The following is a 22577-nucleotide window of genomic DNA, read 5'->3' as shown; positions in this document are numbered from 1 at the left end:
GCCTCATCCGCACGCGGTGGGCATCACGCTACGCGTGGGTCCCAGTCCAGGGTGCCGTCAATCACGATGTGGCTGCGCCCACCGACCCAGATCGCGGTGCCGTCGATCTGCACGACCAGTCGTGCATCGTGGCCGATCTCGCGTCCCTGGTTGACGTGATAGCCACGGGCCAGCGTGCCCTGCGGTTCGGTGCGCGCGATATAAGCGGCGATCAGGCCGTTGGCGGCGCCGGAGGCGGGATCCTCGACGATGCCGACACCAGCGGGGAGCGCGCGTACGACTAGTTGATACTCGCTACCTGCACTACGCGCGAACGCACACAAGCCCATGCTGTTGCTGGCCTGGGCCAGTGCACCGATTGCTGCATGATCGGGCTGCCAGGCGCGCAGGCAGGCTTCGTCTGCAACCTCAGCCAGCCACCAGCGCCGACCACCGTCGATCAGTGCCGGCGGCAGCGCGCCGAGGCGGATGCCGGCCAGCGCCGCGGGCAGCAACGGATGTGCCGCGGAACCGGTATCCAGTACGCGTTCGCCGGGTGATTGCAGCAGCAGCTCGCGGCTGGCGCCGCTGCCCTCGACGCGGATCGGCAGCACGCCAGCACCGCATTCCTGCCACAACAAGCCATCGCGAGGTTCGGCCAAGCCGCAGGCAAGTGCCGCATGTGCGCTGCCGATGCTGGGATGGCCGGCGAACGGGATTTCCTTGTGCGGAGTGAAGATGCGCACGCGGTAGCTGGCCTTAGGATCGGTCGGTGGAAGCAGGAAGGTGGTCTCGACCAGCGCGGTCCAGCGCGCGAAACGTTGCATCTGCGCGGCGCTCCAGTCATTCGCGCCGATGACTACGCCGAGATGATTGCCGCCGCCGAGGGTGGCTGCAAAGACGTCCAGATGCAGGTAACGAAGCAAGGTCATGATTCCGGGCCGCAGCTGGATGCCGCGTAAAGCCACGAATGATAGCTGCGCACCATCGATTCGTGCAGTGACCGTTCGGTATATCGGCACAGGGACAGGGCATAAGTCCCGTTCTGCGGGGCGCGGTCCCTGTGGAAAGTCGACAAGAACGGGTCAGAACGCCAAGATGCACGTTTTGCCATTACTGCGGAACCGTTTATGCCGATCACACTGGTCATCATCGCGATCACTTGCATCGTTTCGTTCATGGCGTTCAAGAACAGCCGCTTGATGAACGACCTGATCCTGTGGCCGCCAGCGATCACCCGCCAGCGTGAATACCACCGACTGGTGACCTACGGGGTAGTGCATGCGGACTTCTCCCATCTACTGATCAACATGCTCACGCTGTATTTTTTCGGCCAGGCGATGGAGGGGTTTTTCACCAGGGTGCTGGGTACCTTCGGTTTTGCGTTGTTCTATATCGGCGGTCTGGTGATATCTATCCTGCCGACCTACCTGAAGAATCGCGCCAATCCGAACTATCGCAGCCTCGGTGCCTCGGGTGCGGTGTCGGCGGTGCTGTTTTCTTTCATCCTGCTGGCGCCGTGGGCGACTATCAATGTCTTCTTCGCGATTCCCATTCCAGCGATCATCTATGCGGTGCTGTACACCGGCTACTCGATCTACATGGACCGGCGCGGGCAGGGCAACATCAATCACAGCGCGCATCTGTGGGGAGCAGCGTACGGGGTGGTTTTTACCCTGCTAGTGGACCAGCGGGTACTGCCGCATTTCCTCAATGCACTGATGCAGCCAAGCTTTCGATGATGAAGTCCAAGGTGAACACGAGCGCACGCTCATGACGGAGACATCACGCCGTCGATGATGATCTGTGGCATCGGGGCGAGCATACTGGCCTCGATACCCTTGATCACCGCAGGAGAACGAACGCATGGCTATGACCCGCAAGTCGGTTGCGAAAAAGTCCGCGGCAAAGAAGGCCCCCGCCAAAAAGACGGCCGCCAAGAAGGCATCTGTGAGGAAGGCGCCTGCACGTGGCGCAGCCAAGACAGCGCCACGCAAGCAGGCCGTGAAGAAGGTTGCCGCCAAAAAATCAGCGACGAAGAAGCCGGCACGGAAGAAACCGGTTGCCAAGAAAGCTGTTGCCAAGAAGGTCGCTGCGAAGAAAGTGGCGACAAAGAAAGCCGCGACCCGGAAGCCGGCAGCAAAGAAAGCCATTGCCAAGAAGGCTGGCGGCCGCAAGATCACCACCAAGAAGGTGGCTACGAAAAAACCGGCCACCCGAAAGGTTGCCAAGCGCCCGGTCAGCAGGGCCGTCGCCAAACCGGTAGCAGCCAAGCCGACGAGCAAGCCGGTTGTCGCTGCGAAAAAGCCGGCTCCACGCAAGCGCCCGGTGGTCGAGGCGCCGATCAAGCACATCAGCCCCGAAGAAGCCGTAGCGCATATCCAGGCACTCCTCGAGGCCAAGCAGGAGCGGGTGCGGCAAGGGCCGAGCTGGCCGGGCGCTAGTCCGACACACCCGGACTCGAATGGTGCAGAAATGCACCTTGCTGATGCAGTCGTCGAGCGGGGCGATGGCCGCGTGCTGGCCCCCCAGCGCGGTGAGCAGAGCAAGCGCAAGGATTGAGTCATGTTGTGGCCCATCCGCGGCACATGGCTGGCAGGTAAATGACGGTCGGCCATGTGTCGAAAACTCAGTACGCATTCAAGCAGCACGGTGCAGTATGGTGCCGTCACTCCCGGTGGAGACGGATCATGAAACGCCTGTTGGCTGGTCTTGCACTGATGGTCGCTGCGGCGACGCTGTCAGGTTGTTACTACGATCCGGGGTATGTGCGCAGCGTCGGTTATGGTGGCGCCTACTACACGCAGGCTGCGCCGGTTTATGACAACGGCTACTACGCAGCCCCGGGTTACTACGACGGCGGTTACTACGGCTATTACGGTTACAACGGCTACGGTTACTATGGCTGCTGCTACGGGCCGGGTGTGAACATCTGGTACGGCGGCCCAGGCTATTACCGTGGTGGGTATGGCTATCGCGGTTACCGTGGCTCGGGTGGCCACTGGCAAGGTGCGCATGGCGCGACCCGAGGCAGTGCCTCCCATGGCAGCGGTGGCGGCAGTCATACTGGTCACTAGTCAAGCCTGATGCTTCAGGCACAATCGCGGCATGCCCCGATTTCGATTCGCGCCGCGATCCATCCGTTATTCAAGGCTCATCGTCATCGCGACGGTGGGCCTTGTGCTTTGTGCCTGCGGCAGCCTGCGTTACTACGCACAGGCCGCGCATGGGCAGGGCGAGCTGGTCGTTCATCGGCGTGCGGTGAGTGCCGTCGTCAGCGATCCAGCCACGGACCCCAAACTCGCCACCCGTCTGCAACTGGCGCAGCAGGCGCGCCGGTTCGCCTCGCAGCGGCTAGTCTTGCCAGACAACCGCAGTTACACCGGTTACGTCGACCTGCACCGGCGATATGTAGTGTGGAACGTGTTTGCCGCACCGCAGTTCTCGGTGGAGGCGTTGCCGCAATGCTTCCCGATCGCAGGTTGTGTCGCCTATCGCGGCTGGTTCAAGGAGGCCGATGCGAAGGCTGATGCCGCGCGGCTGCAGGCTCGCGGCGACGATGTCTGGATCGGCGGTGTGCCGGCGTACTCCACGCTTGGCTGGTTTGCCGATCCTATCCTCAGCAGCATGCTCGATTGGGACGACGACGAACTCGACAGCACGATCTTCCACGAGCTGGCACACCAGCTGATCTACGTGAAGGACGACACTGCATTCAATGAATCCTTCGCTACCTTCGTGCAGACCGAGGGCTTGCGCGAGTGGCGGCAGTCTCGCGGCCTGCCGCCGCAGGACGATCGCGCGCAGGCGATGGATGATGGTTTCACCCAGCTCGTGCTGGACCTGCGCGAGCGCCTGAAGACCCTGTATGCCAGCGGCGTGGCCGAATCTGCGATGGCCGCTGGCAAGCAGCACGAGATCGAGGCGTTCCGCACGCGTTATGCGCAATGGCGCGATCGCGATTGGCCGAACGAGCACGGCTACGATGCCTGGGTGGCGCAGCCGATCAACAATGCACGGCTGTTGCCGTTCGGTCTGTACGACCAGTGGACACCAGCATTCGCCGTACTTTTTCAGCGCGCTGGACAGCAATGGCCGGTGTTCTATGCCAAGGTGCGTGCGCTGGCGCGTCAATCTGCAGACGCGCGCGACAAGGAGTTGCAACGCCTGTTGGATGAACGGAGCGGCTCAGTGAGCAACTGAGGCTGGCGCCTTGCGCCCCGCCATATGCCGCAGATACGCCAGCACGGCATCGAGATCGGCATCGGACAGTGCCTGGTTGTCGAAGCCCTGCATCTTGGCCTGCGGCCACTGCCGCAGTGACTGCGGATTGCGGATGTAGGCGCGCAGCAGGTCCGCGCGCAGGTATTCGGTGGGGTTGAGCGGGATATTCAGATCGGGCCCGAGTTTCGCGTCGCCCTCGCCATTGAGCGTATGGCAGGCGAAGCAGGTGTGTTGGAACACGATGAAGCCGTGCCGCACGTCGCTGCTCGCAGGCAGCGAGGGATCCGGCAGGATGGCCGGGAAGCGCTCGGCCACGCTGTCCAGCTTGCGGATCGTCGCGAGTTGGTACGGCCATTGCTCCGGGCCGACATGGGCGGCCTGCGGTTGCGTCCACACCACGTAGAACGGTCCGGCGTGGCCGTGGTCCTTGCTCAGGCTGGGCCAGGGCCGGGCTGGATCCTCGATCGCCAGCCATGCTTCGCTGCCGTACTGGTTCAGCAGCAGCGCTGCTGGAATTTCAGCGGCAAAGCCATCGCTGCCGACGAACTGCAGATGGTCGCTGCTGGTGATGCCCTTGAGCAGCGCAAGCAGCGGAACGGCGCGATAATGCATCATGCGTCCGAACGCGACATCCCCAGGCACGTTGATCGTGCGCAGGTCGTGGCGTTTGAGCAGGGTTTCAGTGTCATAGATGGCGACACCATGGCCAAGGTCGACCTTCAGTTCGGCAGCGGCTGCCGACAGGATCATGCATAGCGCCAACAGGCAAAGGATGGTCTGCTTCATGGCGAACTCCGGCATGGATGTAAAGAAATTGTAGAGTCAGTATGGTCATGCGGCCCGGGTTATGTGTGGCCACCGCACTCCGGAAGCCTGTCGATAAGCTGAACAAATTCGGCATGCACGTTGAACTCACATCGGTGTGACCACACTAAGCCCATGTATCGCCGTGAGGCGACAGGAAGTGGCACAGTTCAACGTGTTGCTGAGGGGCCGGTCTTTCCTCCCCTGGAGGCCGCCTGACAAACCTCATCAGTCCTCCCCTGGCTGATGGGGTTTATTTTTGCGCGAAACAAAAGTGTCGTTCGCGTGCGATGTGCTTCGACATGGATAATGCTCCGCGTGCACATCCTCTCCCGCATGAGCAACTGATGATCATCGACTCGCTGCTCGATACCGACCTGTACAAGTTCTCGATGATGCAGGTGGTGCTGCACCAGTATCCGGCCGCGCAAGTCGAATACCGCTTCAAGTGTCGGAACCCGGGCATCGACCTGGTGCCATACATCGACGAGATCCGCGCCGAGCTGGCCGCGTTGTGCCAGCTGCGTTTCAAGGTGGATGAGCTCGAGTATCTGCGCACCTGGCGCTTCATCAAGAGCGACTTCGTCGATTTTCTCGGCTTGTTCCAGCTCAACGAGAAATACGTGGAGATCACTCCGGCCGCAGCTGCCAATGGTGAGATTGAAATCCGCATCTGTGGGCCATGGCTGCATACGATCCTGTTTGAAGTGCCGTTGCTGGCGATCGTCAACGAGGTGTATTTCCGGCATACCAGCGCTGGCCTCGATCTCGCCGAAGGGCGCCAGCGACTGCACGCGAAGATTGCCTTGTTGCGCGACACACCGGATTACGCCGGCTGCCGCATTGCCGACTACGGCACACGCCGGCGTTACTCGCGGGTATGGCAAGAAGAGGTGGTGACCGCGCTGCGCGACGGACTCGGCGCGCAGTTGGCCGGTACCAGCAATGTATGGTTGGCGCGAAAACTCAACCTGGTCCCGCTGGGTACGCTGGCGCATGAATACCTGCAGGCACATCAGGCACTGGGCCCGCGTCTGCGCGATTCGCAAGTAGCGGCGCTGGAGGCATGGGCAAAGGAGTACCGCGGCGATCTTGGTATTGCACTGTCGGATGTCTACGGACTCAACGCATTCCTGCGCGATTTCGACATGTACTTCTGCAAGCTGTTCGACGGTACCCGGCACGATTCGGGCGATCCGTTCGAATGGGGTGAGAAAGTGCTGGCACATTACCGCGCGAACCGGGTCGATCCGCACAGCAAGGTATTGGTGTTCAGCGACGGACTGGATATCCCGAAGGTGATGCAGCTGTACGCACACTTCCGCGATCGTTGCCTGCTGGCGTTCGGCGTAGGCACCAACCTGACCAATGACGTGGGTCCGACACCGCTCAACATCGTGATCAAGATGATCCGCTGCAATGGTCAGCCGGTGGCCAAGCTGAGCGACTCACCAGGCAAGAACATGTGCGAGGACCCGGCGTATGTGGCCTACCTGCGTCAGGTATTCGAGATACCCGCAACGCAGGGCTAAGTGGTCAGAACGCCGGCAGCACAGCCCCGTGGTACTTCTGCTCGATGAAGGCCTTCACCTCGGGGCTGTTCAGCGCCTTGGCCAGCTTCTGCACGCGCGGGTCGTTCTGGTTGTCCGGGCGACCGACGAGGTAGTTCACGTAGGGCGAGTTCTTGTCCTCGATCAGCAACGCATCCTTGGTCGGGTTGAGGCCAGCGGCTAGTGCGTAGTTGGTATTGATCAGGGCCAGATCCACTTCGTCCAGCGTGCGCGGCAGCATGGCTGCTTCCAGCTCGCGGAACTGCAGGTGCTTCGGATTCGCGGTGATGTCCTTCAGCGTGGACAGTTCGTTGGTGGGATCCTTCAGCGTGATCAGTCCATGCTTGGCCAACAGCAGCAGTGCGCGGCTGTTGTTGCTCGGATCGTTCGGGATGGTCACGCTGGCGCCGTCAGGTAGCTGGTCGATGCTCTTGAACTTGCGCGAATACGCGCCGAACGGTTCGATGTGTACCCCGGTGATGATGGTGAGGTGGGTGCCGCGCTCGCGGTTGAACGCGTCCAGATACGGCTTGGTCTGGAAGTAGTTGAGGTCGATGTTCTTCTCGGCGACCTGGGTGTTCGGCTGCACGTAGTCGGCGAATACCTTGATCTGCAGGTTCACCCCTTCCTTCGCCAGGAGGGGTTGAATCTGCTTGAGGATCTCCGCATGCGGTACCGCAGTCGCGGCCACAGTCAGCGTGTTTTCGTCCTCCTTGGGTGCGGAGCAGCCCACGAGGAGCAGCAAGGCCAGCGTGGCGGCGAGGGTGACGAGCAGCAGTTTCATCGGGCATGTTCTCTTGTGCGTCGCACAATAATAAGCCGTCTATACTGCCAAACACAAACATGAGGCCGGCATTGCCTGTAACGCGTCACGCCTTCGGCCTGGCGTAGCCCGCCAGCAAGAGCAGGGCCAGGATGGCGGCGACGGCGGCGAGCAGCAAGCTCATGTTGGCGATCCTCATAGGCGGCCAATGAAGGTAGGCCGCCTGTGCCGCCAAACACAAATAACCAAATCAGCGTTGCTTATAACGCGTCACGATGCGGTCGCCGATCATCTGCAGCAGTTGCACCAGCACGATCAGCAGCGCCACGGTGACCAGCATGTAGTCGGATTTGTAGCTGAGATAACCGTAACGGTAAGCCAGGTCGCCCAGTCCGCCGGAACCGATGGCGCCTCCCATGGCGGTGTAGCCGACCAGGGCGATCGCGGTGACGGTGATGCCGGCGAAGATGCCGCCGCGCGCCTCCGGCAGCAGCACATGGCGCACGATCTGCCAGAGGCTGGCGCCCATCGCCTGGCTGGCCTCGATCACGCCCTGTTGTACTTCGCGTAGCGCGGTCTCCACCAGGCGCGCAAAGAACGGCGCCGCACCGATCACCAGCGGCGGGATCGCGCCGCGGATGCCGAGCTTGGTGCCGACCAGGAAGTAGGTGACCGGCATCAGCACAATCATCAGGATGATGAACGGCACCGAGCGCAGGATATTCACCAGCAGCGAGGTGATCGCATACAGCTTGGGCATCGGTCGCAACTGGCCGTTGCCGGTGAGATAAAGCAACACACCGAGCGGCAGGCCGATCAGTACGGTGAGCAGCAGTGAGCCGCCGAGCATCAGCAGGGTATCGATGCAGGCGCGGCCAAGTTCGCCCCAGTCGTCGATGTTTGGAAACAGTGTCTGCAGCAGGTTCATCGGTGCAACTCCTCGATCTCGATGCCGGCCTCGCGCAACGCGGTCAGCGCGGCATCCACGTGTTCGCCCTGCATCGCCAGGGTGAGCTGGCCGTACGGCAGATCCTTGATGCGATCGATGCGCCCGGCGAGGATGTTGAAGTCGATCCCGGTCTCGCGGGCCACGCGGCCCAGCGCGGGCGTCAGCGTGGTATCGCCGCGAAAGCTCAGCCGCAGGATGCGCCCAGGTACCTGGGTGAATGGCGCCAGCTCGCTGGCCGCCTCTTCCGGCAACGCCTCGTTGACGAAGCGCCTGGTGGTGGCGTGTTTCGGATGAAGAAACACGTCTGCCACTGCGCCTCGCTCCACGATCACGCCAGCATCCAGCACCGCCACGCGATCACAGACGCGGCGCACCACGTCCATCTCGTGGGTGATCAGCACGATGGTGAGTTTCAATTCGCGATTGATCTCGGCCAGCAATTCCAGCACCGAGGCCGTGGTCTGCGGATCGAGCGCGCTGGTTGCCTCGTCGCACAGCAGGATCGATGGCCGGTTGGCGAGTGCGCGGGCAATACCGACGCGCTGCTTCTGGCCACCGGAAAGCTGTGATGGGTACTTGTCGGCGTGCGCGGTAAGGCCGACTCGTGCCAGCAGCTCGTCGACGCGCTGGCGCAGCGCATCGGCATCGCGCTCGCCGGCCAGTCGCAGCGGAAACGCGACATTGTCTGCCACCGTCTGCGAGGCGAGCAGATTGAAATGCTGGAAAATCATGCCGATCTTTCGACGCTGGGCACGCAGTGCCGGTTCGGCCAGCGCGGTCATCTCGATGTCGTTGATGAAGATGCTGCCGCCGCTGGGTCGCTCGAGCAGGTTGATCAGCCGTATAAGCGTCGATTTGCCGGCGCCGGACAGGCCGATGATGCCGAATACCTCGCCATCGGCGATGTCGAGGTTGAACGGCTGCAGCGCGGGAATGTCCTGGCCGTCGACGCGGTAGGACTTGTGGACATCGACAAAGCGGATCACGACGGGCCCTGGACTGCTGGCGAAAGCGCCATTCTATGCCACGAGCCTCACGTGCAATGGCGTAGACTGCTGGATTGGTCCAATCAGTCGGAGCACGGTCATGCCCAGCGTCTACGATTTCACTGTCCGCGATATCGACGGCAACCCGCGTTCGCTGGCCGAATGGCGCGGCAAGACCTTGCTGATCGTCAATGTCGCCTCGAAATGCGGCTTCACCCCGCAGTACAAGGGACTGGAGACGCTATGGCAGGATCAGCGCGACCGCGGGCTGGTGGTGCTGGGCTTTCCGTGTGACCAATTCGGTCATCAGGAGCCCGGTGACGAGGCCGAGATCAGGGATTTCTGCAGTACCCACTTCGACGTGACGTTTCCGATGTTTTCCAAGATCGCCGTGAACGGCGAGCATGCGGATCCGCTCTATCAGTGGCTGAAGAGCGAAGGCAAGGGCATTCTCGGCAGCGAGTCGATCAAGTGGAATTTCACCAAGTTCCTGGTCGATGCGGAAGGTCAGGTGGTGAAGCGCTATGCGTCCACGGATACACCGGAGAAGATCGGCAAGGACACGTTGGCACGCCTGGGCGGCTGACACTGGACCGCGGCTGTGCTCAATTGCGGCCGCGATAGTTCGCCAGCAAAACCGCGATGGCATCAAGGTCGCGGCTGGCGTGGGGTTCGTCCGTCGCCGGTTCGTAGTTGTTGAGCATGATCGCGAACGCCAGCCGTTCGCCGGTCGCCGTGGTGACATAGCCGGCCATGCAGTGCACGTAGGTCATGCTGCCGGTCTTCGCGTGAACGTTGTTCTCGGCGGCCGTCTGGCGCATGCGGCCGATCAGGGTGCCATCCACGCCGGCGATTGGCAGCGCCTCCCGCAGCGCCGTGGCATAGGGTTGCGCAGCCAGGTAGCTGAGCAGGTGCACCAGCGCATCCGGCGTGACGAGGTCGCGGCGTGAGAGCCCGGTACCTTCGCCGATCAGGCTGGATGATGATGGAATGCCGACCTGCGGCAGCCACTGCTGCAACGCCTTGATGCCATAGCTCTCGGTGTTGGTGAAGCCAGGGGCTGGCGAGGGATCGTTGGCCTGCTCATGCGCACCAACACTCAACAGCAGATTCTGCAGGTACAGGTTCTGCGATCGCTTTAGGCCACGTTGCAGGATATCCAGCAGCGGCGGCGAGAATACTTCGCCCAGTGTGTCGGTGTGAGCCAGCAGGCTGGCATCGTCCTGCGGCCAGTGGATTACCTGCAACTTGCCGCTGACGCGAATACCCCGACGGGCCAGCGCCTGTCGCAGTTGTTGGCCTGCCTGCAAGGCCGGATCCAGCATGGCCAGCTTGAAATGCTGTGGCGGTGTGCGCGCCGGCATGCTGCCGAAGGCGTAGAGCGTGCCTGTCCCCGGCGCCCGATAAAGATTGATGTCGCCTGGCGTGCGCGGCAGGGTCGTGATGATCTGACCGAGCAGTGGCGGCCGGGCATCGTCAGGGTCAAAATTCAGGCCGGCCGGAAAGCCTGCCGTGGTGGCCGGGCTCACCGTGATATCGACGGTGTTTTCCTGCACGCTGAGCGCGGAAGAAGGCACCGCAAACCAGCTTTGCAAGTCACCGGCTTCCCAGCCGGTACCGAACGAAGGGCCCGTGAAGTAGCAATCGTCGGCGATCAGGTCGCCATGTATCAGCCGTACACCACGTGTCGCCAGCTGGGTAGCCAGTTGATCGGCCCAGTCGGCGCTGCTGGTGGTCCCCAGGGTGGGGTCGCCCATGCCGTACAGGATCAGCGGGCCATCCAGACGTCCATCGTGCAGGCGTCCGCTGGCGAGCAGTCGCGTGGAGATGCGGTAATCCGCACCCAGCGTGGACAGGCTCAGTGCGGCGGTGAAAAGTTTGGCGGTGGATGCCGGTTGCAGAAGCTGGTTGGCGTGGTACGCGTATAGCGTGCGACCGCTGTCGAGGGAAACGACCGAGATACCCCAGCTGGCCGCGCTGAAGCGGGGTTGTTCGATGTGCGCATCGATCTGCGCCGTCAGCGCTGCGGCCGTGGCGGCCCCGGCAACTGGTGGTGGAGTCTGTGCCGCCGCGGGCGGCATGACGAGCCAACAGGCACTGGCCAGCAGCAGGCATGCAGCGAGGTGGTGGCGCAAGCGTCTTGGCAATGGACTCATGGCCACAGTATCGCCAATCCCGCCACCCCCTGCAGCCCAGTGGGTTCTCGCGGTTCTGGTAAACTTGCGGCTTCGTGTCGGCACCTGGCCGGCGGACTTGAACCTATTCGTGAGACGCTCATGCAGATTGCCCAGAATTCCGTTGCCGCCTTTCATTACACGCTGACCGACGACCAGGGTCAGGTCATCGACAGCTCCGACGGGCGTGAACCGCTGACCTACCTGCATGGCAGCGGGCAGATCGTGCCTGGCCTGGAGAAGCAGATGGAAGGTCGCGCGGTCGGTGACAAGTTCACCGTCGACGTGGCGCCCGAGGAGGGCTACGGCGTGCATCACGCCGAGCTGATGCAGGAAGTGCCGCGCGAGGCGTTCCAGGGCGTCGATGACATTCAGCCCGGCATGCAGTTCCAGGGCCGCGGCCCGCAAGGTGAGATCAACGTCACGGTGACCAAAGTCGAGGACGGCAAGGTGTTCATCGACGGCAATCATCCGCTGGCCGGCCAGACCCTGCATTTCGCGGTCGAAGTGACCGACGTGCGCGCTGCCAGCGAAGAAGAGCTGGCGCACGGTCACGTGCATGGCGCCGGTGGTCATCACCACTGATTGCCGACGCCATGCATGGACGCTGGCATATTGCGATTGTGGGTTACGGCGCCGCCGGTCAGGCGGCGTCGCTGTTTCTGGCGGAACAAGGTCATCGGCTGAGCGTGTTCGAACAGGCCACGGCGCCTGGCCCAATTGGCGCCGGTTTCCTGCTGCAGCCGACCGGGCTCGGCGTGCTTGCTCGGCTTGGTCTGCACGAGCAGGCACTGGCACAAGGCCAACGGATCGGACGGCTGTATGGCTGCAATCTACGTGGCCGCTGTGTGATGGACATGCGCTATGCCGACCGCGCGGCCGACTGCTTCGGCCTCGGGCTGACCCGCGGCAGCCTGTTCACCTTGTTGCGGAATGCTTATGCGGATGCCGCGCAGATCCATACCGGTGTGTCCATTGAAGCCATCGAAGCGCAGGGTCGCTACTTGCGCGACGGCACCGGCCAGCGCCATGGCCCGTTCGACCTGGTCGTGGTCGCCGACGGCGCGCACTCGCGGTTGCGTGCATCGATGCCGCAACTGATAAGGCGCCAGCAGACATACCCATGGGGCGCGATGTGGTGCCTGTTGCCGGCGGAGGAATGGCCGCATCACGACGTATTGCAGCAGCGTTATGGCGGCACTCGCGAGATGATCGGGCTGTTGCCGGTCGGGCGACGGCCCGATCGCGACGGTCGCTGGCTCACCTTCTATTTCAGTCTGCCAGGCGACCAGGTGGATGCGTTCGATGACGCGGCACTGATGAATTTGCGCGAGCGAGTGACTGTGCTATGGCCCGAAGCGACGTCACTTCTTGCATCGATTCACGCGCCTCAGCAACTGCAGCGGGCACGCTATCGCGACGTGGTGCTGCGCATGCCGGTGCACGGACGCGCGCTATTCATTGGCGACGCGGCGCATGCAATGAGCCCCCAATTGGGGCAGGGTGTAAACATGGCGCTACTGGATGCTCAGGCGCTGGCCGATGCGCTGGCAGCCACTGACGACATCGAGGTAGCGCTGCGCCTGTATCCACGCGCACGTCGGCACCACGTGGCCGTGTACCAACGGCTCAGCCGTTGGCTGACGCCGCTATTCCAATCTGAACGCGATGACCTGGCACGGTTGCGCGACCTCGGTTTCGGGCCACTTGGCCGGATGCCGTTGGCCAAGGGACAGATGCTGAAGATTCTTGCCGGCATGAAAACAGGATGGTGGCACTGACCCGTCGCGCTCAATACCAGTCGAGCAGCGAGATGCCGACGCCGAGGTAAGTGGCGTTGTGGTTGTAATCGATCATGCTTTCGCCGTAGCCCTTGAAGGCTTCCATATAACCGCGCAGGTTGCCGATCAACGGGAAGCTCCAGGTGAACTGGGCGGCGCCATGACTTTCGCTCCCACCACGTAGCGAATGGCGCAGCATCAGCCCGAACTCCTGGCCATTCCATTCGTGGATGATCTGCATGTCGCCACGACCCATGTAATTGCTGATGTCGGGATTGTTGTCGTCAGCGCGCGACTCAGGAATGCGCCACCACGGACGCAGCATCACGGTCCAGCCGTCACGCTCGAAGCCGATATCGGCCATTACCCGGTTCCAGCTGCGTGAAAGTGGGTCGGACTGGCCGTTGGACTGATGGTCCAAGCCAATGCCGAGCAACCGCCCGTCCCAGCCGAACACCTGATAGTTGGTGTCGAACATCAGGATCGCCTCGGGCTCGTAATTGGTTTCGCGGAACGGGCGCGAGGCCTCCGAGTTGTAGACCTGCCAGTGCGAATCCTGCGTATAAGCCACCCACAAGTCGCCGGCATCGCCGAACACGCCCTGCCACACCTTGGTTTTCAGGCTGAGCTGGAATTTCGCCTCAACATTGTCCAGTGGTTGCGGTGAGGTCACAGTGTTGACCGGATTGGGGCTGTGCGGCTCATCGTTCTGGTTGCTGGTGGCGAATACCGGCATCACATAGACCGGTTTGTAGCCGCGCACATTGAACGTGCCGAGCTTGCTCTCCGGCGACAGTTCCCAACGACTGTCGAGCAGGGACAGTGGCTGGGCCACCTCGTTGTTGCCCTGTGCTGCCGTAGTCGACGTGCCGGTGTGCTCACGACCGAAGATGCTTGGTGTGACGGTTTCCCGGTCGACCCGCTTCTGTGCGGCGGGCAGGTTTACGCGACCTGTCGCGTGGTCGTAGCAAGCCAGCCGCTGCGCGTCGCTCTCGATCGCCGTGCAGGCGCGGATGTCGCTCGGATCGGGATTTTGCGCATGACCAGGCATGGCCAGCAGGATGGCTGCCCACGCCAGCGGCACGGCAAGATGATGAGGCTTCATCTGGCGAATGCTCCAGATCAGAACCATGCAAGACCGATCAAGTCGGGTGGGTATGCAGAGGATATCCGGTGCAAGAGTGCCTGTCCGGCCAAAGAAAGCCGGCCACCTGTGCGGTGACCGGCTTGGTGCAAGGGCGACCTTTCTTACTTACTGAAGCTGCTTGACCCACTCGTCGTACTGGGCCTTGCTGACGCGCCTGCCGTTGTGGCTGGCATTGAGGAAGTCATTGGCCAGCGGTAGATAGGCGGCTGCCTGATCCTCGGTGATCCATTTGCCGCCACCGGACAATTGTTCAAAGGGGGGTGCGGGATCGATCATGGGTGCGGGTGCTGCTGCGCTGTGCACGACGACCTGGCCTTGCGGCGTCGGATAGGCTGCTCTCTCAGTCGGTGCGGGACTTGACATCGGTGCAGGCGGCGGAGGCGGAGGCGGGGGTGGTGCGTCCTGGGCGATCAGCGTGCTGGCGAACAACAATGCAGCGGCGGTGAGGGCGGATAGAAGTGGCTTGCGAGATTTCATCTTCGATACTCCATGCCAGAATACTTGCGGGAAAAACATTGGTGAGGACATCCGCTGCCGATTCAGCGCAAAGATTTCCGCTGTCGGTTGCCGGACTCGGGGGTTACGCTAACAAGGACTTTGTAAATGCCGGCTCAATATCTTGGTCATGATGGTGTGAAGCTGCCGTGTCGTTGCACGCAGCTTCAGGTAAGCGCCACATGATGAGCCTGGCGCAGGCGCGTTTGCTGCAATTGTCGGCGCAAGGTTTGCTGCAGCCGTTGCGTCGCCGGCCACGGCGCAGTGACATCGTGACGACGATCGAGCGCATGCGGCTGCTGCAGATCGACACCATCCATGTCGTCGCGCGCAGCCCTTATCTGGTATTGCATAGCCGCCTCGGCGATTACCCGATGGCGTGGCTGGATGAGGCGCTGGCGCAGGGTCAGCTGGCCGAATGCTGGGCGCACGAGGCGTGCTTCGTCGGTGCGGCCGACGTCGGCCTGCACCGCGACTGGCTGGATCAACGCGGGAATCACTGGGCGCATCGGCATGCCCAGCGCATGCATCGCGAACAACGCGCCGACATGGACGCGCTGCTGGATGGCATTCGTGCCTCCGGCCCAGCGCGTGCGGTGGATTTTTCCCGCAAGGGCGGCAGCGAAGGAATCGCGAAGACGGGCTGGTGGGAGTGGAAGCCGGAGAAGCGCTGGCTGGAGGCATGGTTCGCGCTGGGTGAACTGATGGTGGCGCGGCGCGAAAATTTCCAGCGTGTCTACGATCTGGCCGCGAACGTACTTGCCAGGCTTGACCCACCATTCGATACCACGGCCGACAAACTCTCCGCGGTGCATTTGCGGCAACGTTTTATCCTCGACAGCGTGCGTGCGCTGGGCGTGACGCAGGCCGACTGGATCGCGGATTACTACCGGCTGAAACCGGCGGTTGCCGAGTCGGAACTGGCACCGCTGCTGGCCCGTGGGGAGCTGCTGAGCGTGCCGGTGCAGGGCTGGAAAGTCCCAGGCTATGTCCATTGTGACCATGCCGATGTGCTGAAGAAGGCGCTGCAAGGTCGCCTGCGCGCCACCCATACCACCCTGCTGTCACCGTTCGACCCGTTGGTATGGGACCGGGCGCGGGCGCGGGCGATGTTCGATTTCGAATACACCATCGAGTGCTACACGCCGGCCGCGAAGCGTCACTATGGCTATTTCGTTTTACCCATCCTGCATCGTGGCCGGTTGGTTGGCCGACTGGATGCCAAGGCCCACCGGGGCGATGGCGTGTTCGAAGTCAAGGCGCTGTTCCTGGAATCAGGAGTGATACCGGAACCGCCGTTGGTGCAGGCCGTGGCCGCGGCAATTGCCGCTACCGCGCACTGGCACGGTACGCCCGAAGTCAAATTGGGGCGCACACAGCCGGCAACCGTGGCGAAAGCCTTGCGCGTAGCCTGGCGCGAGATGGGTTAGGTGACGTCAGGGCGTGCTGCTGGCCGGAGCCGGGCTCACCGCGCACGACTTCCCGTGCAGGGCCTCACGCAATGAGGTAGCCAGGCCATTGCAGCGGGCGGCCAGTTCCGGGCGGATATCCGGATTCTGCGAATCGGCCAGCAGGCTGGTGCGCATGGCCTGATAACGGGCCGGCAATTGATCCGGTGTGAAGATACCCGCCGCGCGATGGCAGGCCATATAGCTGGCCAGATAGTCGTCACAGGCCGGAATGCCGGTCCGGTCTGGCAGGTTCATATTCTGGACGCTGACATGGCCATGAGTGGTCGCCACGTGGTGCTGAACCTGGCCGCTGCCAGTAGCTGTGGCCGTCGGAGTCGAAGCAGTAGTAGTCGCGGGAGAGGTGGCGGCTTTCGGCGTGGTCTTGGCCGCGGGTTGATGGGCGCAACCCGCCAGCAGCAGGGTGGCGATCACGGCGGCCAGGGTCAGACGGGGCAGGGTGGACATGATCGGCTCTCCTTGGTAACGGGTCTTGCCGGCAGCGTCGAAATGAGCCAGCGGCATCAGGCTGATGGACTTATTCACACTAAACCGGGTTGGAGGTAAAGAAAATCTGAATTTGTCATCAGTTGGCATAATCCGCGGGAACGGATTCATTTGCGCGGCACTGCACAATTGCATATCTGTCAGGTTCTGCCGCTATTCTGCCGCTATGATTTGACTACTGTGTTTGCCGGGGTCAGCAGAGTTTTGTGGCCCGATGCAGCCGATCCGCGATCTGCCTCATCGTTCACCCCAGGGTTGTTTCCTCGCATACCAGTAAGCCGGCCTGCTGCATTTGTACAGGTCGAGTCTATATAAACCCAGTGGAGTGATTTTCATGTCTGATCGTCAGATCGGTACCGTCAAGTGGTTCAACGATGCCAAGGGCTTTGGTTTCATTGCCCGTGACAACGGCCCCGACGTTTTCGTGCATTTCCGTGCGATCACCGGCTCGGGCTTCAAGAGCCTGCAGGAAGGCCAGCAGGTTTCCTTCAAGGTGGTGCAGGGCCAGAAAGGCCTGCAGGCCGATGAAGTGTCCGCCGCCTGATTGCCGCCATGGGTGCAAGGGAAACCGGGCAGTAATGTCCGGTTTTTTCTTGCCCGGATAATGGCCGTGACAGCCGGCTTGACAAATCACTTGCGTGCTGAAAATCCGTTATGCTTGGGGCACTGTGTCTGCTCGGCCACGTGCGTGCCCGGTACGGGGTTTCCTGAATCCCTATCGTTACACCCGACCCGCTGCATGCTCAGTAAGCCGTCGGCCCGAGGGGGCCGGTTTGTCTCAGCGTCTGGATTTGGATCGGAGTGAGTCATGTCGGATCGTGAAGTAGGTACAGTCAAGTGGTTCAATGACGCCAAGGGTTTCGGCTTTATCAGCCGGGAAAATGGCCCTGACGTGTTTGTGCATTTCCGTGCCATCACTGGCACGGGGTTCAAGAGCCTCCAGGAAGGCCAGAAGGTCAGCTTCAAGGTCGTCGACGGCCAGAAGGGCCTGCAGGCCGAAGACGTTTCGGCCGCCTGATTGCCGCGACCAGATTGGTTAAAGGCCGGCGCAAGCCGGCCTTTTTTTGTGATGGTCACGCCAATTCGCTAGCCTGTCGGAATGTCGAATCATTCTGTTGAAAATGCAGCCAGCCCCATGCCGCCGATAACCGTCATGCAGGCCAGGCAGGCGGTATTTCCCATTTCGGTGGGAGAGGGCGTCAGCTTTGAGTTGCTGTGCGTCCATCCCGCCGGTGCATGGCACGAGCTGTTGTATTGGTTGCCGGCGCTGGGTGTGCCCGCCAGGCATTACCTGCCACTGGCTGAGGCGCTGGCGGAGCAGGGCATCGCGGTGGCGATCCACGAGTGGCGTGGCATCGGTTCCAGCAACCAGCGGGCCGGCCGGCAACAGGACTGGGCCTATCGGGAATTGCTTGTCGATGACGTGCCTGCCGGTCTGGCTGCGGTGCGGCGCGAGCTGCCACATGCCCGCTGCTGGATCGGTGGCCACAGCCTCGGCGGCCAGTTGTCCACGGTCTATGCCGGCCTGCATCCGGAGCAACTGGCCGGATTGGTGCTGGTGGCAACCGGATCACCGTACTGGCGTCGCTTCCGCTATGGCCGGCTGATTGTCATGGCCTATGTGCTCGCGCCACTGCTGGCCAACCTGTGTGGCTACCTGCCGGGACGGCGGATCGGTTTCGGTGGCAACGAAGCGCGCGGCGTGATCCGCGACTGGGCGCGTACTGGTCGCAGCGGCCGCTACGCCGCCGATCACATGGGCGACCTGGAGGCGGGCATGGCCGCGCTGGAACGGCCCGTGCTGGCGTTGCGTCTGCAGGAAGACTGGCTCAGTCCGGCGGCCTCGCTGGACTGGCTGCTCGGCAAGCTGCCGCTTGCGCGGCATGAGGTTGCCGTGGTGACTTCGCAGGAACTGCGCGGTCCGGCCGATCACTTCGGCTGGATGAAGACACCACGACCGGTCGCTACCCGCATTGGGCAATGGCTGGCAAGGCAGGAAAGCCGGCGCTCTTGAAGCCAGCGTGGTTGCCATCATCTCGTCTGGATGTTTCAAGCAAGGCGCCATCATGAGTCTGTTCACCCCGTTCACCCAGCGCAGTCTGGTCTTGCGCAACCGCATCGTCATTGCACCGATGTGCCAGTACTCGGCCATCGATGGTCTGCCGGATGATTGGCATCTGGTGCATCTGGGAAGCCGTGCCGCAGGTGGTGCCGCGCTGGTGATTTCCGAGGCAACCGCGGTATCGGCCGAGGGGCGCATTTCGCCCGGTGATACCGGGTTGTGGAACGAGGCGCAGCGCGTTGCCTGGCAGCCGATCACCCGTTTCATCCGTGGGCAGGGCGCGATCGCCGGCGTGCAGCTAGCCCATGCCGGGCGCAAGGCGAGGGCGCAGCGGCCATGGGAGGGCGGCGGCCCGCTGCCGGTCGGGCAGGGTGACTGGACGACCGTTGCACCCTCGGCGCTGCCATTCGACCAGGGCTGGCACACGCCGCAGGCGCTGGATGCCGATGGTTTGCGCAAGGTGATCGCCGATTTCCGCGCGGCAGCCGAACGTGCATTGATGGCCGGCTTCCAGTTGGTCGAGCTCCATGCCGCGCATGGTTACCTGCTGCACCAGTTCCTGTCGCCGCTAAGCAATCGACGCAGCGACGAATATGGCGGCAGCTTCGAGAACCGCACGCGACTGGTGTGCGAAGTGATCGCTGCGGTGCGTGAGGTATGGCCGGCGGAACTGCCGCTGTGGCTGCGCATCTCGGCGACCGACTGGGCCGAGGGCGGCTGGGATATCGAGCAGAGCGTGCAGCTGGCGCAACAGGTGAAGGCGCTGGGCGTGGACCTGATCGACGTGTCCAGCGGCGGCCTGGTACCGCATGTGAAGATTCCCCTGGCGCCCGGATATCAGGTGCCGTTCGCCGCGCGCATTCGTCGCGAAGCGCATATCGCCACCGGCGCGGTCGGGCTGATCACCAAGGCGGAACAGGCTGAGGCGATCATTGCCAACGGCGACGCCGATGTCGTGCTGATTGCCCGCGAGAGCCTGCGTGACCCGTATTTCCCACGCCGCGCAGCCCACCTGCTGGATGCGCAAGTCGAAGCTCCGGTGCAGTATCGGCGTGCCTGGTAAACATCCAAGGAGAACGTGATGGAAGCAAATCCGACCCTGATTGAAGGCCGCCTGCATGATCTTGGCGACGGCTTTACCGTGCGGCGGATGTTGCCGGTGTTGCAGGCGCGCCATGTCGGGCCGCTGGTGTTCTTCGATCACATGGGCCCGGCGACTTTTGCGCCCGGCAATGGCATGGACGTGCGGCCGCATCCGCATATCGGACTGGCTACGGTGAGCTGGCTGTTCGAAGGGGCGATCCGCCACCGTGACAGCATCGGCAGCGTGGCCGACATCCGTCCCGGCGAAGTGAACTGGATGACCGCCGGACGCGGCATCGTGCATTCAGAGCGCACACCACCGGACGAGCGTCGCGATGGGCAAGCCCTGCATGGCGTGCAGATCTGGGTGGCGCTGCCGCAGGCCGACGCCGAGATCGCACCGGAATTCCATCACCACGATCGCGCGGTATTGCCGACGATTCGTCAGCCGGGCATGGAGGCGGTGTTGATTGCCGGCAGCGCGTATGGACAGCAGTCACCGGTCAAGGTATTCGCGCCGATGTTCCTGCTTGAGGTGCAACTGGCTGCCGGCGCCGAACTGGCGTTGCCGCAGGAGCATGTCGAGCGTGGTGTTTTCGTCGTCGACGGTGCGGTTCGCTGGGGTGAGCTCGATCTTGCCACCGAGCAGATGGCCGTGCAGACCGGGCCATTTGCGCCATCGTTACGCGCAAGCGGGGACAGCAAGCTGCTGCTGTTCGGTGGTGCGCCGCTGGATGGCGAGCGCCATCTGTGGTGGAACTTCGTCGCCAGCACGAAAGAGCGCATCGAACAGGCCAAGGACGACTGGCAGGCGCAGCGCATGGGCAAGGTGGTAGGCGACGAGGACGAATTCATTCCGTTGCCTTGACCGGTGCCGCCGGTTGCATCGAAAGCTTGGCCGGGTCACGCTGTCCGGGTCGATCCGTCACGGGGTTAGCGCATGTCCGGTTTCAGCAATTTCAGCGAGTTCTATCCCTACTACCTGACCGAACACAGCAACCGCAGCTGCCGTCGCATGCACTTCATCGGCAGCACCTTGGTGATCGTGGTGCTGCTGGTGGCGCTGCTGACCGGCCAGCTCAGCTGGCTATGGTTGATGCCCGTAGTCGGTTACGGTTGCGCCTGGGTGGGCCATTACGTTTTCGAAAAGAACCGTCCGGCCACGTTCAAGCATCCGCTGTACAGCCTGCTCGGCGACTGGGTGATGTACGGACAGATGCTGCGCGGGAAAGTCAGCTTCTGACCGCGGAATGCGTCAGCGGTATTTCTGGTGACAGCTTTTGCAGGTGTCGTCGATCGGCTTGATCGCTACAGCGAGCGCCGCGCAATCCGCAGGCGCGGCCTGCAACGCTTGCTGCACGTGCGCCTGCAACTGGTTGGCATCGTCAGTAAAGTCTTTTTCGGTCACGCCAAACACCGGCACGATATCGGTTGCGGTGGACTGCAGGCGCTGCAGGTGATGTTCGATGCTGACCGCTTCGCACTGCTTCGCCTTCAGCGCCTGGCCCAGTTCACCCATGTGGTAGCCCATGGTGTGCATCACTGCCTTCGGCATCGGATTGCGCGCACTCAACGTACTCATGACGTTGACGGTGCCAATCACGCCAATCACCAGGCCCAGCAGAAGCAACAGAGCGACGCGCATCGATTCGTTTCCGCAGGTGACAAAGAAGGCGGCAAGAATAACCCGCGCCGATGCGTTGCATCCGCGCAGGCGCGATAATGGCGCTTACACCGCAACAGGATCATCCCGTGACATTCGCAGACAACCCCAAGTGCACGCGTAGCATGTCGACATGAACGAGGTGGAATTTCCAGCCGAACGCTTCGCTGGCGTCGAACGCCTGTACGGTATCGGCAGCGTAGCCACGCTGGCGCAGGCGCATGTCTGCGTGATCGGCATCGGCGGCGTCGGTTCGTGGGCGGCCGAGGCACTGGCGCGCAGCGGGGTCGGCCGGCTCACCCTGATCGATGCCGACGAAGTCTGCGTGTCCAACACCAACCGCCAGCTGCATGCGCTGGATGGCGAGTTCGGCAAGTCCAAGGTCGGGGTGATCGCCGCGCGGGCGAAGGCGATCAACCCGGCGATCCAGCTGGAGCCGATCGAACGCTTCCTCACACCATCCACACTGGATGAACTGCTCGATCGCGGCTACGACGTGGTGCTCGATGCCTGCGATGCATTCCGCGTAAAGCTCGAGACGATCGCCTGGTGCCGTCGGCGCAAGCTGCCGATCGTCAGTGTCGGTTCGGCCGGCGGGCGTACCGATTCCACACAGATCCGCGTGCGCGACCTGTCGCGCACCGAACACGACGCGATGTTCAGCCTGATCCGCAAGAAGCTCCGCACCGACTTCAACTTTCCGCGCAATCCGGACCGCTACTTCGGCGTGTCGGCGGTGTACTCATTGCAGAACGTGCAGTACCCGCAGCCTGATGGCACCGTCTGCGGCAACCGGCCACCCGGTGGCGATGCGTTGAATCTGGCTTGCGGCGGAGGCCTGGGCGCGGCCACGCATGTCACCGGCGCGTTTGCGTTCGCGGCAGTCGGCAAGGTGCTGGAGAAGTTGCTGGGGAAGGGCGAGAAGTGAGTGGAGAGAAGTGAGAAGTGAGTAAGAGCCGGGC

Annotated in this window: 26 protein-coding genes; 16 read left to right on the top strand and 10 right to left on the bottom strand. The window is 62.5% G+C overall.

Going from position 1 to position 22577, the window contains the following annotated elements:
* Positions 1 to 23 precede the first annotated feature (23 nt).
* Positions 24 to 911 (bottom strand): PhzF family phenazine biosynthesis protein, encoded by an 888-nt coding sequence (locus tag GSQ75_RS14420; protein WP_158755548.1) that lies wholly within the window; start codon positions 909 to 911, stop codon positions 24 to 26.
* Positions 912 to 1109: 198 nt separating this feature from the next.
* On the opposite strand from GSQ75_RS14420, the gene GSQ75_RS14415 reads away from it, so the two are divergent.
* The 4 genes from GSQ75_RS14415 to GSQ75_RS14400 all read left to right on the top strand — a co-directional run bounded on the left by GSQ75_RS14415 (position 1110) and on the right by GSQ75_RS14400 (position 4182).
* A complete protein-coding gene (locus tag GSQ75_RS14415) occupies positions 1110 to 1721 on the top strand; it encodes a rhomboid family intramembrane serine protease (RefSeq protein WP_158755547.1) in 612 nt (203 codons plus the stop codon).
* A gap of 124 nt (positions 1722 to 1845) precedes the next feature.
* Complete coding sequence (locus GSQ75_RS14410) at positions 1846 to 2541, top strand: histone H1-like repetitive region-containing protein (protein ID WP_158755546.1); 696 nt, start codon at positions 1846 to 1848, stop codon at positions 2539 to 2541.
* A 128-nt stretch (positions 2542 to 2669) separates the two neighbouring features.
* Positions 2670 to 3056: a hypothetical protein gene (locus tag GSQ75_RS14405; protein WP_254058590.1), complete on the top strand. Its 387-nt coding sequence runs from the start codon at positions 2670 to 2672 to the stop codon at positions 3054 to 3056.
* Between the two features lie 94 nt (positions 3057 to 3150).
* The gene (locus GSQ75_RS14400) at positions 3151 to 4182 is read left to right on the top strand and encodes an aminopeptidase (protein ID WP_158755789.1); all 1032 of its coding nucleotides are present in this window, start codon (positions 3151 to 3153) and stop codon (positions 4180 to 4182) included.
* Here the strand turns inward: GSQ75_RS14400 and GSQ75_RS14395 are convergent.
* The gene (locus GSQ75_RS14395; protein WP_158755545.1) at positions 4168 to 4989 is read right to left on the bottom strand and encodes a cytochrome c; all 822 of its coding nucleotides are present in this window, start codon (positions 4987 to 4989) and stop codon (positions 4168 to 4170) included. The genes GSQ75_RS14400 and GSQ75_RS14395 overlap by 15 nt on opposite strands.
* 365 nt (positions 4990 to 5354) lie before the next feature.
* Here GSQ75_RS14395 and pncB point away from each other — a divergent pair, with 365 nt between their 5' ends.
* Positions 5355 to 6539, top strand: a complete 1185-nt coding sequence (gene pncB, locus GSQ75_RS14390) for a nicotinate phosphoribosyltransferase (RefSeq protein ID WP_158755544.1) — start codon at positions 5355 to 5357, stop codon at positions 6537 to 6539.
* A gap of 4 nt (positions 6540 to 6543) precedes the next feature.
* Here the strand turns inward: pncB and GSQ75_RS14385 are convergent, their stop codons facing one another.
* The 3 genes from GSQ75_RS14385 to GSQ75_RS14375 all read right to left on the bottom strand — a co-directional run bounded on the left by GSQ75_RS14385 (position 6544) and on the right by GSQ75_RS14375 (position 9255).
* Positions 6544 to 7341, bottom strand: a complete 798-nt coding sequence (locus GSQ75_RS14385) for a MetQ/NlpA family ABC transporter substrate-binding protein (RefSeq protein WP_158755543.1) — start codon at positions 7339 to 7341, stop codon at positions 6544 to 6546.
* A gap of 229 nt (positions 7342 to 7570) precedes the next feature.
* A complete protein-coding gene (locus GSQ75_RS14380) occupies positions 7571 to 8248 on the bottom strand; it encodes a methionine ABC transporter permease (protein ID WP_158755542.1) in 678 nt (225 codons plus the stop codon).
* Complete coding sequence (locus GSQ75_RS14375) at positions 8245 to 9255, bottom strand: methionine ABC transporter ATP-binding protein (protein WP_158755541.1); 1011 nt, start codon at positions 9253 to 9255, stop codon at positions 8245 to 8247. Before GSQ75_RS14375 ends, GSQ75_RS14380 begins: the two co-directional genes overlap by 4 nt.
* A gap of 100 nt (positions 9256 to 9355) precedes the next feature.
* Here GSQ75_RS14375 and GSQ75_RS14370 point away from each other — a divergent pair, with 100 nt between their 5' ends.
* Positions 9356 to 9841, top strand: a complete 486-nt coding sequence (locus tag GSQ75_RS14370; RefSeq protein WP_158755540.1) for a glutathione peroxidase — start codon at positions 9356 to 9358, stop codon at positions 9839 to 9841.
* A gap of 19 nt (positions 9842 to 9860) precedes the next feature.
* Here GSQ75_RS14370 and dacB read toward each other — a convergent pair whose 3' ends face one another.
* Entirely contained in the window at positions 9861 to 11411 is a 1551-nt protein-coding gene (gene dacB, locus GSQ75_RS14365) for a D-alanyl-D-alanine carboxypeptidase/D-alanyl-D-alanine-endopeptidase (protein ID WP_254058589.1), read from the bottom strand.
* 120 nt (positions 11412 to 11531) lie between these two features.
* Between dacB and GSQ75_RS14360 the strand changes: the two genes are divergently transcribed.
* Together GSQ75_RS14360 and GSQ75_RS14355 are read left to right on the top strand one after the other, a co-directional pair.
* Positions 11532 to 12014, top strand: coding sequence for a peptidylprolyl isomerase (locus GSQ75_RS14360; RefSeq protein ID WP_158755539.1), 483 nt, complete (start codon positions 11532 to 11534; stop codon positions 12012 to 12014).
* 11 nt (positions 12015 to 12025) lie between these two features.
* Complete coding sequence (locus tag GSQ75_RS14355; protein ID WP_158755538.1) at positions 12026 to 13210, top strand: NAD(P)/FAD-dependent oxidoreductase; 1185 nt, start codon at positions 12026 to 12028, stop codon at positions 13208 to 13210.
* Between the two features lie 10 nt (positions 13211 to 13220).
* Here the strand turns inward: GSQ75_RS14355 and GSQ75_RS14350 are convergent, their stop codons facing one another.
* On the bottom strand, positions 13221 to 14261 hold the full coding sequence (locus GSQ75_RS14350) for a phospholipase A (RefSeq protein ID WP_254058608.1): 1041 nt from the start codon (positions 14259 to 14261) through the stop codon (positions 13221 to 13223).
* Between the two features lie 201 nt (positions 14262 to 14462).
* Positions 14463 to 14834, bottom strand: coding sequence for a hypothetical protein (locus tag GSQ75_RS14345; protein ID WP_158755536.1), 372 nt, complete (start codon positions 14832 to 14834; stop codon positions 14463 to 14465).
* Positions 14835 to 15034: 200 nt separating this feature from the next.
* Between GSQ75_RS14345 and GSQ75_RS14340 the strand changes: the two genes are divergently transcribed.
* Positions 15035 to 16282 carry a crosslink repair DNA glycosylase YcaQ family protein gene (locus GSQ75_RS14340; protein ID WP_158755535.1) on the top strand — a complete coding sequence of 416 codons (1248 nt, stop codon included), beginning with the start codon at positions 15035 to 15037 and terminating at the stop codon, positions 16280 to 16282.
* Between the two features lie 6 nt (positions 16283 to 16288).
* Here the strand turns inward: GSQ75_RS14340 and GSQ75_RS14335 are convergent, their stop codons facing one another.
* Positions 16289 to 16768 (bottom strand): hypothetical protein, encoded by a 480-nt coding sequence (locus tag GSQ75_RS14335; RefSeq protein ID WP_158755534.1) that lies wholly within the window; start codon positions 16766 to 16768, stop codon positions 16289 to 16291.
* Positions 16769 to 17141: 373 nt separating this feature from the next.
* Between GSQ75_RS14335 and GSQ75_RS14330 the strand changes: the two genes are divergently transcribed.
* The 6 genes from GSQ75_RS14330 to GSQ75_RS14305 all read left to right on the top strand — a co-directional run bounded on the left by GSQ75_RS14330 (position 17142) and on the right by GSQ75_RS14305 (position 21195).
* A complete protein-coding gene (locus GSQ75_RS14330; RefSeq protein WP_158755533.1) occupies positions 17142 to 17351 on the top strand; it encodes a cold-shock protein in 210 nt (69 codons plus the stop codon).
* A gap of 264 nt (positions 17352 to 17615) precedes the next feature.
* Complete coding sequence (locus GSQ75_RS14325) at positions 17616 to 17825, top strand: cold-shock protein (protein WP_158755532.1); 210 nt, start codon at positions 17616 to 17618, stop codon at positions 17823 to 17825.
* A gap of 117 nt (positions 17826 to 17942) precedes the next feature.
* The gene (locus GSQ75_RS14320) at positions 17943 to 18821 is read left to right on the top strand and encodes an alpha/beta fold hydrolase (RefSeq protein ID WP_254058588.1); all 879 of its coding nucleotides are present in this window, start codon (positions 17943 to 17945) and stop codon (positions 18819 to 18821) included.
* Between the two features lie 52 nt (positions 18822 to 18873).
* Complete coding sequence (locus GSQ75_RS14315; protein WP_158755530.1) at positions 18874 to 19932, top strand: NADH:flavin oxidoreductase/NADH oxidase; 1059 nt, start codon at positions 18874 to 18876, stop codon at positions 19930 to 19932.
* Positions 19933 to 19950: 18 nt separating this feature from the next.
* Complete coding sequence (locus GSQ75_RS14310; protein WP_158755529.1) at positions 19951 to 20820, top strand: pirin family protein; 870 nt, start codon at positions 19951 to 19953, stop codon at positions 20818 to 20820.
* A gap of 72 nt (positions 20821 to 20892) precedes the next feature.
* Positions 20893 to 21195, top strand: a complete 303-nt coding sequence (locus tag GSQ75_RS14305) for a DUF962 domain-containing protein (protein WP_158755528.1) — start codon at positions 20893 to 20895, stop codon at positions 21193 to 21195.
* 12 nt (positions 21196 to 21207) lie between these two features.
* Here GSQ75_RS14305 and GSQ75_RS14300 read toward each other — a convergent pair whose 3' ends face one another.
* The gene (locus tag GSQ75_RS14300) at positions 21208 to 21597 is read right to left on the bottom strand and encodes a cytochrome c (protein ID WP_158755527.1); all 390 of its coding nucleotides are present in this window, start codon (positions 21595 to 21597) and stop codon (positions 21208 to 21210) included.
* A gap of 151 nt (positions 21598 to 21748) precedes the next feature.
* Between GSQ75_RS14300 and GSQ75_RS14295 the strand changes: the two genes are divergently transcribed.
* Positions 21749 to 22543: a tRNA threonylcarbamoyladenosine dehydratase gene (locus tag GSQ75_RS14295; protein ID WP_158755526.1), complete on the top strand. Its 795-nt coding sequence runs from the start codon at positions 21749 to 21751 to the stop codon at positions 22541 to 22543.
* The last annotated feature ends 34 nt before the right edge of the window (positions 22544 to 22577 follow it).

The organism is Dyella sp. S184 (assembly GCF_009766065.1).
Taxonomy (GTDB): Bacteria; Pseudomonadota; Gammaproteobacteria; order Xanthomonadales; family Rhodanobacteraceae; genus Rhodanobacter.
This window is presented reverse-complemented; position numbering and strand designations above follow the sequence as displayed.